At 64.6% G+C, this 13,843-nt stretch carries 14 protein-coding genes; 3 read left to right on the top strand and 11 right to left on the bottom strand.

All coding sequences use genetic code 11. The features are described from left to right. Positions 1 to 172: 172 nt before the first annotated feature. Positions 173 to 745, bottom strand: coding sequence for an elongation factor P (gene efp / locus G566_RS0100940; RefSeq protein WP_022678806.1), 573 nt, complete (start codon positions 743 to 745; stop codon positions 173 to 175). A gap of 92 nt (positions 746 to 837) precedes the next feature. Here efp and epmA point away from each other — a divergent pair, with 92 nt between their 5' ends. Beyond that, complete coding sequence (gene epmA, locus G566_RS0100935) at positions 838 to 1,857, top strand: EF-P lysine aminoacylase EpmA (protein ID WP_022678805.1); 1,020 nt, start codon at positions 838 to 840, stop codon at positions 1,855 to 1,857. Here epmA and G566_RS0100930 read toward each other — a convergent pair. Further along, positions 1,823 to 2,266 (bottom strand): hypothetical protein, encoded by a 444-nt coding sequence (locus G566_RS0100930; protein ID WP_156874379.1) that lies wholly within the window; start codon positions 2,264 to 2,266, stop codon positions 1,823 to 1,825. The two genes, epmA and G566_RS0100930, sit on opposite strands and share 35 nt — an antisense overlap. Before the next feature lie 123 nt (positions 2,267 to 2,389). On the opposite strand from G566_RS0100930, the gene G566_RS0100925 reads away from it, so the two are divergent. Continuing rightward, the gene (locus G566_RS0100925) at positions 2,390 to 3,502 is read left to right on the top strand and encodes a peptidyl-alpha-hydroxyglycine alpha-amidating lyase family protein (RefSeq protein ID WP_022678803.1); all 1,113 of its coding nucleotides are present in this window, start codon (positions 2,390 to 2,392) and stop codon (positions 3,500 to 3,502) included. Between the two features lie 111 nt (positions 3,503 to 3,613). Further along, positions 3,614 to 4,399 carry a helix-turn-helix domain-containing protein gene (locus G566_RS0100920; protein ID WP_022678802.1) on the top strand — a complete coding sequence of 262 codons (786 nt, stop codon included), beginning with the start codon at positions 3,614 to 3,616 and terminating at the stop codon, positions 4,397 to 4,399. Here the strand turns inward: G566_RS0100920 and G566_RS0100915 are convergent. The 9 genes from G566_RS0100915 to G566_RS0100875 all read right to left on the bottom strand — a co-directional run bounded on the left by G566_RS0100915 (position 4,392) and on the right by G566_RS0100875 (position 13,757). Then, positions 4,392 to 5,351, bottom strand: a complete 960-nt coding sequence (locus tag G566_RS0100915) for an NADPH:quinone oxidoreductase family protein (protein WP_022678801.1) — start codon at positions 5,349 to 5,351, stop codon at positions 4,392 to 4,394. The two genes, G566_RS0100920 and G566_RS0100915, sit on opposite strands and share 8 nt — an antisense overlap. 17 nt (positions 5,352 to 5,368) lie before the next feature. Then, positions 5,369 to 6,127 (bottom strand): enoyl-CoA hydratase/isomerase family protein, encoded by a 759-nt coding sequence (locus tag G566_RS0100910; protein WP_022678800.1) that lies wholly within the window; start codon positions 6,125 to 6,127, stop codon positions 5,369 to 5,371. Continuing rightward, positions 6,124 to 7,200 (bottom strand): CaiB/BaiF CoA transferase family protein, encoded by a 1,077-nt coding sequence (locus tag G566_RS0100905; RefSeq protein WP_029131092.1) that lies wholly within the window; start codon positions 7,198 to 7,200, stop codon positions 6,124 to 6,126. The genes G566_RS0100910 and G566_RS0100905 overlap by 4 nt, the downstream gene beginning before the upstream one ends. Positions 7,201 to 7,252: 52 nt before the next feature. Then, positions 7,253 to 8,050, bottom strand: a complete 798-nt coding sequence (locus G566_RS14560) for an alpha/beta fold hydrolase (protein ID WP_169522728.1) — start codon at positions 8,048 to 8,050, stop codon at positions 7,253 to 7,255. A 5-nt stretch (positions 8,051 to 8,055) separates the two neighbouring features. Beyond that, on the bottom strand, positions 8,056 to 8,607 hold the full coding sequence (locus tag G566_RS0100895) for a VOC family protein (RefSeq protein WP_040605323.1): 552 nt from the start codon (positions 8,605 to 8,607) through the stop codon (positions 8,056 to 8,058). 41 nt (positions 8,608 to 8,648) lie between these two features. Further along, positions 8,649 to 9,251, bottom strand: a complete 603-nt coding sequence (gene wrbA / locus G566_RS0100890) for an NAD(P)H:quinone oxidoreductase (protein ID WP_022678796.1) — start codon at positions 9,249 to 9,251, stop codon at positions 8,649 to 8,651. 16 nt (positions 9,252 to 9,267) lie between these two features. After that, entirely contained in the window at positions 9,268 to 11,445 is a 2,178-nt protein-coding gene (locus G566_RS0100885; RefSeq protein ID WP_022678795.1) for a TonB-dependent receptor, read from the bottom strand. A gap of 308 nt (positions 11,446 to 11,753) precedes the next feature. Further along, on the bottom strand, positions 11,754 to 12,554 hold the full coding sequence (locus G566_RS0100880; protein ID WP_040605322.1) for an IclR family transcriptional regulator: 801 nt from the start codon (positions 12,552 to 12,554) through the stop codon (positions 11,754 to 11,756). 36 nt (positions 12,555 to 12,590) lie between these two features. Then, the gene (locus tag G566_RS0100875; RefSeq protein ID WP_022678793.1) at positions 12,591 to 13,757 is read right to left on the bottom strand and encodes a CaiB/BaiF CoA transferase family protein; all 1,167 of its coding nucleotides are present in this window, start codon (positions 13,755 to 13,757) and stop codon (positions 12,591 to 12,593) included. Positions 13,758 to 13,843 lie beyond the last annotated feature (86 nt).

The raw sequence follows: 13,843 nt of genomic DNA, 5'->3' as shown, positions 1-13,843 counted from the left end.
TATCCCTCTCTTGCAATCCGGGGTTACCCCAACTCCACCGTCCATAGGCCCCAGCGTTCAAATCAAGAAATTGATTGTCTCTCGCGCTGCAATCGAAAAAATCGCTAAGCCAAAACGAAAAAAGGGCTGGCCCTGCGGCCAGCCCCTTCACGCCCCGATGGGAAACGCCGGATCAATCCTTGGCGCGTTCCACATAGCTGCTGTCGTCAGTGTTGATCACGATGCGGGTGCCGGCTTCGATGTGAGGCGGCACCATCACGCGGGCGCCGGATTCCACGATCGCAGGCTTGTAGCTGGACGATGCGGTCTGCCCCTTCACCACCGGTTCGGTCGAAAGGATGGCCATCGTCACGCGGGTTGGCAGGGTGATGGTGATGGCCTTGCCGTCGAACATCAGGATCTTGCACTCGGCATTTTCCTGCAAAAATCCGATGCCGTCGCCGATCATCGCCTCGGTCAGGCTGATCTGGTCGTATGTCTCGATGTTGATGAAGATATACTCGTCACCATCTTTGTAGAGATAATTGTGCGGCACTTCCTCCACGAACGCCTTTTCCAGGGTATCCGTGGTTTTCACCGTGATCACCGTCTTCACGCCATCGGTGATGCGGCGCATGTCGATGGTGGTGGTGGGCGTGCCCTTGCCGGGGCGGAAGGTTTCGGCCTTCAGCACGACATAGAGATGGCCATCCTCATGCTCGATGACCTGACCCTTGCGGAAATTGCTCGCGATTTCCTTGACCATGATATCCCCTGTGCGCCATCGCGCCAAAAAACCTGATGCTTACAATGCTGCACGCCGTTAGGGCATGCCGCCGGCTTTGTTCAAGGAAAAACATGGAACCGCGCCCCTTCTGGCATACCGATATCCACGCCGACCGCCGCCCCTTCCTGCTGGGCCGGGGCCGCATCAAGGCGGCGCTGCGTGGCTGGTTCACTGGCGAAGGCTTCACCGAAGTCGAATGCGGCGCCGTTCAAGTCTCGCCCGGCAACGAGACACATTTGCACGGCTTCCCTGTCACATGGCGGCCAGAAGGCGGTGCGGAACAGACACTGTATCTGCACACCAGCCCGGAATTCGCTGCCAAGAAACTGCTGGCCGCCGGCGAAACGAAGATCGTCGATTTCGCCCGCGTCTGGCGCAATGGCGAACAGGGCCCGCTGCACGCGCCCGAATTCACCATGGTGGAATGGTATCGCGCCCACGCCGACTGGACCGTCGTGATCGCCGACACGCTGGCCCTGGCCCGCACCGCGCAGGTTGCCGGCAACGGTCTGCTTTCATGGCGCGGCCGCACCTGCGATGCCATGGCCGAACCGGAAATGCTCAGTTGCGAACAAGCTTTCGCGCGCTACGCCGGCATCGATCTCGCTGCCTGCCTCGACAACCGCGACGCACTGGCCGCTGAAGTCGCCCGCATCGGCCTCGACGTGCGCGCCGACGACATGTGGAGCGACCTGTTCAGCAAGGTCATCGTGACCATCGAACCGAAACTGGGCGAAGGCCGCCTCAGCTTCCTCACCCACTATCCGGTCTGCGAAGCCGCGCTCGCCCGCCCCTGCCCCACCGATCCACGCTGGGCCGAACGGTTCGAAGCCTATGCTTGCGGCGTCGAACTGGCCAACGGCTTCGGCGAACTCACCGATGCGGCCGAGCAACGCCGCCGCTTCGTGGCCGACATGGACGAGAAACAGCGCCTCTACGGCCGCCGCTACCCCATCGATGAAGACTTCATCGCCGCCCTTGCCCACATGCCGCCGGCCAGCGGCGTGGCGCTCGGCTTCGACCGCCTCGCCTTGCTGGCGCTGGGCGGCACCGATATCAGGCAGGTGATCTGGACGCCGTTCCCCGGCTGAAGAACCCCAGCTTCACCGCCGGCCCCATGAACAGCGCCACGAACACCGCATTACTCACCGCATTGAGTGGAAACCCCGTCGCCACCGACAGCACGCTATCCACCACAAACCAGATCAACAACGCCCGGCTCAGCCCGCGCCAGACGGCCACATCGGCCCCGCACGCGCGATACACGGCCAGCATCGCACAGCCCCAGCCCAGCATCACCGCGCCCACCAAACTCACCGAAATCCGCATCCCCGGCGCATCAAAGTGAGATGCATCCACCACGCCACCGCTCACCACCCAATAGAACAGCCCCGCCCCCGCATCGAGCCCCGGCACCCCCGCCGCGGAAAACAAACACCCGAACCCAATCACCATCCACACCCAGGTGTGCAGGCAATTCTCCCAGAAAGCGTTTGTCATTGCCGGGTCTCCCTTGGCTGTTGATGGATCAAGGCTGCGCTCATAGGATGAGTGCCGCAATTACCGGACGGGTAGGGGCTGAACGCCCTTGGATCAGACCGGGCTTCAAGGGGGAGACGCATCATGCTGCGAGCGATTGGTCTTTGTGCTGCACTGCTGGCATCGGTGAGCGCGGGGGTGAGCGCGGGGGCCAGCGCGGCTCAGGAGGTTCCCGAAATCCGCTTCGACGCGGTTGATTTCCTGAAACCCCCGGCCGATCTGCACATGGGCGAAGTTGCCGGCGTCGCGCTCGGCAAGGCGGGCCAGGTTTACGTCTTCCAGCGCGGCAACACCCAGGGCCCGGCCTATGCCGCGGCCGCTGCTCAGCTGCTCGAATTCGATGCCAATGGGCGTTATGTGCGCGAAATCGGGCACAATCTCTACGCCTGGTCATACGCCCATGCGACGCGCGTTGATGCCGGCGGCAACATCTGGGTGGCCGACAAGGGATCGAACATGGTGGTGAAATTCGCGCCCAGCGGACGCGTCGCCATGGTCTTCGGCCGCAAACCCGAAGCCAGCGATGAAAACGCGCGGCCCCTGGAACACCCCAAGCCGCCGCTGCCCGCTGTTGACGGCCAATTCCGCGAAGTGACCGACATGGCATGGGACAGCCAGGGCAACACCTACATCAGCGACGGCTATATCAATTCCCGCGTCGCCAAGGTGGCGCCCGATGGCCGCTGGCTGGGAAGCTGGGGCAGCTTTGGCAGCGCACCCGGCCAGTTCAACACGCTGCATTCGATTGCCGTCGATGCGCGAGACGAAGTCTATGTCGCCGATCGCGGCAACCGGCGCATCCAGGTGTTCGATACCGCCGGCACCCTGCTGCGGATCATCCAGATCAACGTCCCCTCCCCCGCGGATGCCCCAGTGGCAATCGGCAACCGCCCGGTCGTGCCCCCCGCCGGCCCAGACGCCGCAGGAACCAAGACGATGATGCCCGGCGCACCCTGGGCCCTGTGCATCACCCCGCGCGACAAGGCCGGCAAGCAGGTTCTGTATGTCGCCGATGCATGGCCCGGGCGCATCTACAAGCTGTCGCTCGATGGCAAGGTGCTGGGCTGGCTCGGCGGATCGGGCAAACAGATCAAACAGTTCGGCTGGATTCACGAGATCGCCTGCCCGTCAGAGAATGAACTCTACGTCGCCGAACTGCTCAACTGGCGACTGCAGAAGCTGGCGCTGCGCCCTTAGGCGCAGAATGAACGGCGCATGGGACGAGAAAAGGACGTCAAGGCGCCAGATCATCCCTACCCTTACCTTCCACATCATTGCACGCCTGCGCCAACCTGCCATCATGCCTCGATGGCAACGCGCGCAGACATCCACGATCCCGGCCCGTTTGGCACCGCGTTGAAGGCGGCGCGCGCGGGGCGGCGGGTGAGCCAGTTGATGTTGTCGCTCGATGCCGGGGTGAGTGCACGGCACTTGAGCTTCCTGGAATCCGGGCGGGCGATGCCGAGCCGGGAGATGGTGTTGACCCTGGCCGAAGCGCTGGCGCTGCCTTTGTCGGCGCGCAATCATCTGTTGGGTGCGGCCGGGTTTGCCTCGGCCTATCCCGCCTCACCGCTGGCGTCGGAGGCGATTGCGCCATTCCGGGCGATCCTTTCGCAGATGATGGAGAACCACGCGCCGTTCCCGGCGCTGCTATGTGATCGGCACTGGAATGTGCTGGAAGCCAGCACGTCCGCCGCCGCCATGCTCAGCCCCTTGCTGGAAGGGTGGCACGGGCCGCCCAACGTCTTCCGCCTCACCGCCTGTCACCCGCGGGCGCCCGAATTGATCGCCAATCTGCCGGAGGTTCTGCACGAAAGCCTGGAGCGGCTTGCGCTCGAGCAGAGCCTGGCCGGCGATGATCCAGTGCTGGCCGATCTGATCGCCGTCACCCGCGCGGCGGCGGCGAAGCACCCCTATCGCGCCGCGCGCACCCGATCACCGGTGCTGCCGGTGGTGTTTCGCGGGCCGGCGGGGTTGATGAGCTTCCTGTCGGTAGTGGCGCAATGCGGCACCAGCGAGGATGTAACGGTGCGCGATCTGCGGCTGGAGTTGCTGTTTCCGGCGGATGAGGCGACGCGAGCAGCGTTCAACTGACGCGGATCACGCACTTCCCCTCGATCCGCCCTTCCCCCATCGCCGCAAACGCCTCGCGCACGCCGGCCAGCGGCAATTCCAGCCCGATGTGCGGCCGCATATGCACCGCCCGCGCATCAATCTCCTGAATATGCCGCACCCCGGCCGCCGGGTCCTGCCGGCCCTGTTCACCGGCGCGCACGCCGATCAGGGCGATTTCCTTCAGCAGCAGGCGGTTCAAGGGCACGCTTTCCCCGCGCCCGCCGACAAAGCCGATGATCGCATAACGACCACCGCGACGCAGGCACTTCACCAACGGCATCACCAGCGGCCCGGCGACCGGATCGAACACCAGATCAATATCCTTCACCGGGATCTGCGGGTGTTCGCGGTCCACCAGATACGCCTCCTGCGCCCCAGCCTCGCGCGCCAGTTGCAGACGCGCTTCGGAGGACGCGACCGCCACCACGTGGGCGCCAAGATGCACCGCCAATTGCACCGCCGCCCGTCCCATGCCGCCGCCGGCGCCGGTCACCAGCACGCGCTCTCCGGGTTGCAGCCGCCCGCGTTCCACCAGCCCCACCCAGGCCGTGAGCGCGCCCACGGTAAAGGCAGCGGCTTCGGCCATGGTCAGGCCTTGCGGAACCGGGCGCAACCCACGCGCTGGCAAGGTGATCCGCTCCGCCATCAGGCCGCTGCGCGCGCCGAGCATTACCGCCTGGCCCAGCAGCGCCTCCGCCCCTTGCCCGCCGGCAATCACGGTGCCGCTGCCTTCGGTGCCGGGGATGAACGGCAGTTCCGGTTTGAACTGGTAGCCGCCTTGCAGCATCAGATAGTCGGGGAAGTTGAGGCTGGCATGGCTGATGGCCACCAGCACTTCGCCCGGGCCGGGTGCATGCGGTTCCGGCCAATCATCGTGGAGCGCGAGGCCCGACAGATCGGGCGACAGGGTGGAACAGACGGCAGCGCGCATGGATCAGGCCCCGGTTCTCAAGCAATGAACTGCGGCTTGCGCCGCTCAACGAAGGCGGCGGCGCCTTCGGCGAAATCCTGGCCCGCAAATGCAGCGGCAAAGATCGCCAGCGTTTCGGCATCGTCCGCCGTCTGCCCATCCAGCACGCGGCGCACAAAGCCCTTGGCCGCCTTGGTCGAATGGCGGGAGGCGGCGACGATGGCATCCTTGATGCAGGATGGCCCGCCGGCCAGCAGCTCCACCAGCCCGATGCGGTGGGCTTCATCGGCATCCAGCAACTGCCCGGAAAACAGCATGCGCTTGGCCTGCCCCGGCCCGACCAGATCGATCAGCAATTTCACATCGTGCAGCGGATAGACGATGCCCAGTTTCGACGGCGTGATGCCAAAACGCGCCGATAGTGTGGCGATGCGCAGATCGCAGGCCAGTGCCAGGCCGCAGCCGCCGCCCACGGCATCGCCTTCCACCCAGGCGATGGTGGGCAACGGAAAGCGCGTCAGATCATGCTGCGCCTTGTTGATCGCGGCCTGGTTGGCGGCCAGCCATTCGGCATCGTCCTTGTTGGCGAGCAGCTCAGGAATATCGGCCCCAGCGCAGAACGCCCCGCCGGGATGCGCCGCCTGCACCAGCAGCAGGCGCAGATCAGGCAGCGCCGCCGCCTCTGCCAGCAGGCGAGGCAGCAGGTGCCACATGGCCAGCGTGAAGGCGTTGCGCTTGTCCGCCCGGTCAATCAGCAGGCGAGCAATGGGGCCATCATGTTCCAGGCGCAGGCTCATGGCGCGTCTCCTTGCAAGGGCGGCACCGGGCCGGGCGTGTAAGTCTCCCCGGCGAAGCGGATGGCCGGCGAGATGTGGACGCCGCACAATAGCCCGCGTTCGGCGATGTGAGGTTGGGCGAAGGCTTCGGCGAAATCCAGCACCGGAGCGTAAGCGACATCCAGATCGGCCATGAAGGCATCCCATTCATCACGGCTGCGAGTGCGGAAGGTGTCGCGCAGGAAGGCGATGAGGGGGGCTTGGGCCTCGCCGGCCTCGGCTTCGGCCAGCGCGATCAGATCGGGCCGGCCCAGCGCGGTGAGCAGCGCGCGGGCAAACTTGATCTCGCGCCCGCCCAGCACGACGTGGCGGCCATCTTCGGTGTCATAGACATTGTAGAACGCCGCACCGCCCAGCGAGCGCTGATTGTCCGAGCGCGGGCTTGGCCCGCCCGTCAGCGCGCTGCCAGCGATATGGGCGCCCCACGGCAACAGGCTGTCGAACATGGCGATATCGATGTAATCGCCCTGCCCAGTCTTCTCGCGGCCGATCAGTGCCATCAGCACGGCGGCCAGCCCGGTGAGCCCTGCCGCCACGTCCGCCGCCGGTACGCCGGGCACCGCTGGCGTGCCATCGGGGCCATCATTCACGCTCAGGAAGCCGGCCAGCGCCTGCACCGTCATGTCGTGCGCCGGATGGTGGGCCAGCGCGCCATGCTGGCCAAAGGCGGAGATGGAACAATAGACGATGCGCGGATTGAGCGCCCTCACGTCGTCCCAGCCAAAGCCGAGCCGTGCCATCACGCCGGGGCGGAAGCCTTCCACGAACACATCGGCACCGCGGATCAGATCAGCCAGCGCCGCCTTGCCCGCCTCGCTCTTCAGATCGAGCACCACGCTCGCCTTGCCGCGATTGAGGTTGGCGAACCAGATGCTGTGGCCGTCTTCGAAAGGCCCCTGCGTGCGCGCCGGATCACCGGCGGCGGGCTCGACCTTGATCACGTCTGCCCCCTGATCGGCCATCATCACGGTCAGCATCGGGCCGGGCAGGAACATGCTAAGATCAATGACGCGGATGCCGGAAAGTTTGCCCATGATGCACTGCACCGCGAAGCGTTGCCGGCGTCAACCTGCGACTGTGGCAGGCTCAGGCCAGTGCGGCGATGATGGCTTGGTTGGTCTCGGCCGCCGCATCCAGCGGCGCCAGATGGCCACCACCACGAATGAAGCCGGTGGCCAGCCCGGCCTGCCCCAGCGCAGCGACCACCGCGCGCCGCCACGGCGTGTCGTCTTCCCCAGCCAGCGCGGTTGCTCGCACGGCGATGCGCTTCACATCGCCCGGCGTCACCGTCAACGGCCGCCCCGGGGTCACAAGATCGCGGCCATCGTAGCCCAACAGCATCGCCGCCATCGCCGCGCGCACTTCCGGGCGACCAGCGGTGAGCTGGTGGGCCAGCCACAACTGGCGCATCTCGGCCAGCTTGCCGGCGCGGGCCAGCGCGGCCATCTCGGCGGCTGGCACGGTTTCATGCGGCACGGCCAATTCGGCATCGATAGGCGCACCAATCACCACAAGCCGCTCCAAGCCGGCCGGCTGCGTCGCTGCATGCGCCAGGGCCACCTTGCCACCCTGGCTCAGGCCAACGAGATGATAACGGGATATGCCCAGCGCCGCGGCCACACGCGCCACATCGGCAGGCTCTTCGGCCAGGTCGGCCGGCGCGCTGGATTCGCCAAAGCCGCGCCGATCCACCGCCACCAGCGTGAACCGGTCGGCCAGCGGCGCCTGCCCGCACCACTGCCGCCGGTCCAGCGTCCAGCCATGCAGCAAGAGGACAGCAGGCCCCTGCCCTGCCACCTCTGCCACAATCTCGCCGCCGGGCACCGCAACGCGATGGACCCTCCCGGCGGCGAAGGCGCCATCCACCCGAGCGGACAGCGCCAAGCCGGTCACGCCGCTTCGCGACGGAAATTGTTGTTGTTGGTGTGATCGCCGGCCAGCCAGCGCTTCAGTTCGGCACGCGCGTTGGCGCGGCGGGTCGCGTCCAGCGCCGGATCCAGAGCTTCGGCCAGATCATGGGTGAATTCCACGATCATGCCGTTGGGATCGGTCACATAGAGCGAGCGGCAATAGCCATGTTCCAGCACATAGGTCTGCGGCTCGGTGATGCCAGCGGCGGCAACGCGCGCGGCGATCTCGTCCTGGGTTGCCTTGTCCACATGCAGGGCGATGTGGATGAACGGGCTGGACGGGATTTCCGGCCCGAATTCGGCCTGATCATCAGCATCGGCAAACTGGAAGAAGGCCAGCGCCGAACCATCGGCAAGTTCGAAGAACACATGGCAATAGGTGCGCATCTTGCCGAACAGTTCGTCGGCTTCCGTCCAGGTGGCAATCATCGGCAGGCCGATCACGTCTTCATAGAAAGCGCGCGTGGCTTCCAGATCCTTGGTCACATAGGCGGTGTGGTGCAGGCGGTTTGGACGACGGGTCATGGTCATGATGCTCTCCTTCTCCCCGAAAGGATAATCAACCAAACAGCTCAGCCAAAGAGTTTTTGGGCAATCTCGGCGGTGTGCTTGCCCTGGAAACGCGCGCCGTCCAGCTCGTTGGCCGACGGCTGGCGGCTGCCATCACCGGCGGCCAGCGTGGACGCGCCATACGGCGTGCCGCCGCTGATTTCAGTCATGATGGTGTTGCCGGCAAAGCTGTAGGGCAGGCCCACGATGATCATGCCGTGATGCAGAAGCGTGGTGTGGATGCTGGTCAGCGTGGTTTCCTGGCCGCCGTGCTGGCTGGCGGTGGAGACAAACGCGCCGCCCAGCTTGCCGATCAGCGCACCCTTGGCCCACAGGCCGCCGGTCTGATCGAGGAAGTTGCGCATCTGGGCCGCCATGTTGCCGAACCGGGTGGGCGTGCCGATGACGATCGCATCATAATCGGCCAGCTCGTTCGGATCGGCAATCGGGGCGCCCTGCTCGGTCTTGTAGTAAAAGGCCGCGGCGGTATCGGCGGCCACCAGTTCCGGCACCCGCTTCACCACGGCTTCGACGCCGTTCACACTGGCTGCGCCCTCGGCCACGGCATTCGCCATGGTTTCGACATGACCCCATGAGGAGTAATAGAGAACGAGAACGCGAGCCATGTGAGCGCCTTTCAGATCAGAAGTTGAAGCTGGCTTCAACGCCATAGCGGCGCGGACGGGCCTTGAACACGAAACCACCCGGCGAGAATTCGGCGTTGTAGATTTCGTTGAACAAATTCTGGCTGAACGCCGTGACGCTCCAGCGCTTGTTCGACACCCCCAGGCGCGCATCAACGATGTTCACCGGGTTGCGCGAGGTGGAGTTTTCGACATCCCACCACGTGCGGCCGGTGCGGCGATAATCAACGCGGGCGTTGAGATCGAGATCATCGCTGATCGGCGTGACATAGTTGATGCCGGCGTTGAGCGTGTAACGGCTGATCAGCGGCAGTTCATTGCCGATGCGGCGGGCGTCGGAAAAGCGCTTGATCTCGCTGTCGGTGTAGCCAAGGCCGAAATTGATATCGAGCCCCTTGGTCGGGCGCAGGGTCAGATCGGCTTCGAAGCCCTTGATCTGCGCCAGCGGCACGTTGCCCAGGTTCTGGGTGGAGTTCGCCGCCAGGAACACGAAGAAATAGCTGTTTTCCGTGCGCGTGGTGAAGGCGGCAGCGTTGAAGGTGAGCAGCTTGTCGCTGGTCTGCGTCTTCAGGCCGGCTTCGAAGGTTTCGGCCACTTCGGCGTTGAACACGTCGTTCACGCCAACGATGCCGTTGCTGGCGGCAACACCGCCCACACCGGTCTGGTTGAAACCACCCGAACGGAAACCGCGGCTCCAGCCACCATAAAGCGTGACATTGTCCACCGGCTTGTAGGTGATGGTCACCTTGGGCTGCCAGCTCTGGAAGCTGCGCTCACGCACTTCGCCGGTGCGGCCCTGCGGGAAGCCGGGCACGTTGGGCAGGAAGGCGGTGGGGGTGAGCGTGGTGTTCTCGCGGTTGTCGCGGTCATAGCGCAGCGAGGCGTCCACGCGCAGCTGCTCGTTCACCTTCCAGCTGGTGTTGGCAAACACGGCCCAGGCGAAATTGTCCTGGCTGTCCGACAGGAAGCTGAACTGTCGGTTCAGCGCATTGGTGCTCGGGGTGCGGAACACCGGGAACACGCCGGCACCGGTATCGATCATGTTGCCGGTGGAAATGAAGCGCTTGGTGCCCACCATGTAGGTACCCGCGGTGAACTGCACCGGCTTGTCGGCCGGCGATTCATAGCGCAGCTCGTTCGACCAGGCATCGACTTCCAGATACTGGCTCTGGTTAAGATCGAAGCCGAAGAACTGGAAGAACAGGGATTCGCGGATCGGCAGGAAGTTGAAGGCATCGCCGGTCAGCACTTCGGTCAGCCGGTCGTAGCTGAACACGTTCTGCACGCTGCCCCAATCGCCGCTGTAACGCACCTTCAGCGCCGCATTCCACATCTCGCGGTCGTTCTGGCCGCGGTTGTTGACGCGCACCGGCAAGGACGTATTGTTCACATCGTTGACGATGTTGAAATACAGCGCCTGCGTCTGCAGGTTGGAATAAGCGACGCGCAGATCGACATCCAGGCCCTCGGCCGGGGTCCACAGCAGGTTGCCGCGCAGATTCAGATCCTTGATCGGATCGGCCTTCTCATTCAGGAACGTGTTCTGGATGAAACCATCTGTGTCATACCAGCTGCCCGACAGGCGGAACTTCAGGTTTTCGGCGATCGGGCCCGACACGTTGCCACGCACAAAATAGCCGAAGCCATTGTCCACACCGCCGGTGATCTTGCCCGACAGTTCGTCGGTGGGCGCCTTGGACTTGATGATGATGGCGCCGCCGATGGCGTTACGGCCATAAAGGCCGCCCTGCGGGCCCTTCAGCACTTCGATCTGCTCGATATCGAACAGTTCCTGGTTGAACTGCGCCGGGTTCACCTGCTGGATGCCGTCCACGATCACGGCGACCGACGGCTCGCTGTTGCGGGCCTGGGTGATGCCGCGGATGATCACGAACGCGTTGCCGGCGTTCTGGGTCTCGACCAGGTTGACGTTGCTGGTCAGCCCGATGAAGTCACCCGGGCGCTCGATGCCGGCCGAGGTGATGGCAGCAGCATTGAAGGCGGTGATGGCGGCAGGCGTGTTTTGCACCGTGTCGGCGCGGCGCGTGGCGGTGACGATGATCTCGCCAGTGTCTGCCGGGGCAGCAGCCGCCTGAGCGAAGGCGGGCATCGCCGCCAGGGCGAGAACGGAAACACTGGCCAGACGCATGGCGTTACGGGCGAACTTGATCTGCATGGAAACTGCCTCCCCAAAAATGGCGACCCCGGCTGTTTAACCGCCGCTGACGCCCTTCGTGCTGGCCCGAACGGCCAATGACACATTGATGACTGCTGCGGCGATTACCCCTTCGCCATGCGAAGTCAAGTTCGATATACGAAACTCAGCGCGGCAGTTGGCCGCTGTGGCGCGGCTGCAACGCTCAGATCGGGGTGCCTGTCCCAGCCGGCCGCATTTTGGCACCTGTCCGGCACGGGTCTGCAGCCACCCGGCACCACCCGGCCACTGTCCGGCACATGACCGCCACCGCCGGCTGCATTCGCGCTTCAACTGCCAGAGAGGGACCGTGCCAACTGCGGAAACCGCCGCAGCTCGCTGGCAATCGTGCCGGCTGCATCGGCAAGCAGCGGCAGCCGTGTACGCACCAGTTCATCCTGACTGATCCGGGTGGTGCTGGTGGAGCAGTTGATGGCGCCAACCACCTGCCCGGCCACGTCGAACAGCGGCACCGCTACCGAGACGATGCCGTAATCCAGCTCATCAAGCGCGCTGTCATAGCGGCGTTCCCGGATGGACTGCAGCCGGGCGCGGAAACTGTCGGGATCGATGATGGTCCGCTCCGTAAGGCGCGGCAGCGATCCACCGGCCAGATAGGCCTCGATCGCCGCATCGCCCTGGAATGCGAGGATCACCTTGCCCATCGACGTGGCGTTCAAAGGAAAGCGCGTGCCGACCCCGGCGCCAAGGCGGATGCGCCGGTTGGACGGGATGTGGCAGACATACAGGATTTCGCGGCCCGAACGCACGGCAAGGCTGACCGAATCCCCAGTGGCCTGGCCCAGCGCCTGCAGCGGCGGCACCGCGATGGTTTCGATGTTCATCGACGAAAGATAGGCCGAACCGAAGGTCAGCACTTCGGGTGTGAGCAGGAAGCGGCGGCCATCCTGCCTTATATAACCCAATGAGACCAAGGTGTTGAGGCAGCGCCTTGCAACGGCAGGTGAAAGATCGGTGGCGGCCGCGACGTCCGACAAGGCCATTTCGGGCCGGGTCGCATCAAAGGCGCGCAAAACCTTCAAGCCCCGTTCCAGGGTCGAAAGATACTCGGGATCCTTTTCGGCGGTCATGGGCTTGGTTAGGCCGGGTTTCACCACGCGGGTCAACTACTCGGCCGCTTCAGCGCGGCGTCCGAGGATAGCGTCGTTGTCTTGCCCCAGCAGCGGCGGGGCGGTGACGGAAAGGCTGCGCTGGCCATCAAAGCTGATCGGCGAGCGGATGGTGCGGAACTCACCCATCGGGCCGGGCGTCGAAATCTCCAGTTGCAGATGCTTCGCCTGTTCATCTTCCAGCACTTCGACGCTGGTCGCCACCGGGGCCGACGGCACTTCCAGGCGGCGCAGCGTGGCCAGCCATTCGGCCCGCGGACGGCTGGCGAAGATGGGGGCGAGGTGGGCGACCACGTCCTCGTAATGCGCGATGCGGGCGTTGCGATCCGCAAAGGCCGGCAGTTGCAGCATGTCGGGCTGGCCGACGGCTTCGGCCAAGTTTTCCCAAAACTTGGGTGGGCTGCTCATGTGCAGGGCCAGCCACAGGCCGTCGCTGCACTGGAACACATAGGACTGGGAAACATGGGGCCGGCTGTAGGCATCCATCACCTGATCGGCGGCAAAAAGATGGGTGAAATCATCGAGATTGAAATGCGCCATGGCTTCGAACATCGAGGTTTCGACCAGGCGACCCTGCCCTGTCGTGGCCCGCTGCAGCAGCGCGGCGAGCACGCCCTGCGCCGTGTAGAAGCCCGTCATCATGTCGCCGATGGCCGGGCCGACGACACGCGGGTGCACCGGATTGACCAACAGGCGCAGAAAGCCGGAGGCCGCCTGAGCAACCGTATCAAAGGCCGGGCGATCGGCATCGGGGCCGGTGGCACCGAAACCAGAGATACTGGCATAGACAAGGCGCGGGTTGATGGCGCGCAGCCGCTCCCAATCCACGCCCAGCTTCTTGGCGACGCCGGGCCGGAAATTCTGGATGAACACGTCCGCTTGCGCCACCAGCGAATCGAACGCCGCCAGATCATCAGCCCCACGCGTATCAAGCGTGACCGATTGCTTATTGCGGTTCCAGGTCTGGAAATGCGGGCTGTAAAGTGTGCCCTTGAAAGCCCGGAACGGATCCCCACTTCCCGGCTGCTCGATCTTGATGACGCGGGCGCCAAGATCGGCCAGCAGCATGCTGGCGCATGGCCCGGTGATGAAGGTGCCCATTTCCAGCACCGTCACCCCGGCCAGCGGCAGTGTACCGTTCTGGGATTTCGCATCCGTTTGCATCGCAGTGTCCCTGCACCAAAATCAAAGAAATTTCGGGGGCTGTAGGATGTGTCCAACAACCAACCACGCTTGCCGTCTTTAATCTT

Origin of the sequence: Sandarakinorhabdus limnophila DSM 17366 (assembly GCF_000420765.1) — a bacterium.
GTDB lineage: Bacteria > Pseudomonadota > Alphaproteobacteria > Sphingomonadales > Sphingomonadaceae > Sandarakinorhabdus > Sandarakinorhabdus limnophila.
The sequence above is the reverse complement of the archived record's forward strand: the minus strand, read 5'-3'. Positions and strand labels throughout refer to the sequence as shown.

Excerpts from the sequence above, each read along its gene's own strand:
- G566_RS0100915 (WP_022678801.1), bottom strand. The coding sequence starts at position 5,351 with ATGCGCGCTGCCGTCTGTTCCACCCTGTCGCCCGATCTGTCGGGCCTC.
- G566_RS0100875 (WP_022678793.1), bottom strand. The coding sequence starts at position 13,757 with ATGCAAACGGATGCGAAATCCCAGAACGGTACACTGCCGCTGGCCGGG.
- G566_RS0100885 (WP_022678795.1), bottom strand. The coding sequence starts at position 11,445 with ATGCAGATCAAGTTCGCCCGTAACGCCATGCGTCTGGCCAGTGTTTCC.
- epmA (WP_022678805.1), top strand. The coding sequence starts at position 838 with ATGGAACCGCGCCCCTTCTGGCATACCGATATCCACGCCGACCGCCGC.
- G566_RS0100905 (WP_029131092.1), bottom strand. The coding sequence starts at position 7,200 with ATGGGCAAACTTTCCGGCATCCGCGTCATTGATCTTAGCATGTTCCTG.
- G566_RS0100880 (WP_040605322.1), bottom strand. The coding sequence starts at position 12,554 with ATGACCGCCGAAAAGGATCCCGAGTATCTTTCGACCCTGGAACGGGGC.
- wrbA (WP_022678796.1), bottom strand. The coding sequence starts at position 9,251 with ATGGCTCGCGTTCTCGTTCTCTATTACTCCTCATGGGGTCATGTCGAA.
- G566_RS0100910 (WP_022678800.1), bottom strand. The coding sequence starts at position 6,127 with ATGAGCCTGCGCCTGGAACATGATGGCCCCATTGCTCGCCTGCTGATT.
- G566_RS0100930 (WP_156874379.1), bottom strand. The coding sequence starts at position 2,266 with ATGACAAACGCTTTCTGGGAGAATTGCCTGCACACCTGGGTGTGGATG.
- G566_RS0100895 (WP_040605323.1), bottom strand. The coding sequence starts at position 8,607 with ATGACCATGACCCGTCGTCCAAACCGCCTGCACCACACCGCCTATGTG.
- G566_RS0100920 (WP_022678802.1), top strand. The coding sequence starts at position 3,614 with ATGGCAACGCGCGCAGACATCCACGATCCCGGCCCGTTTGGCACCGCG.
- G566_RS0100925 (WP_022678803.1), top strand. The coding sequence starts at position 2,390 with ATGCTGCGAGCGATTGGTCTTTGTGCTGCACTGCTGGCATCGGTGAGC.
- efp (WP_022678806.1), bottom strand. The coding sequence starts at position 745 with ATGGTCAAGGAAATCGCGAGCAATTTCCGCAAGGGTCAGGTCATCGAG.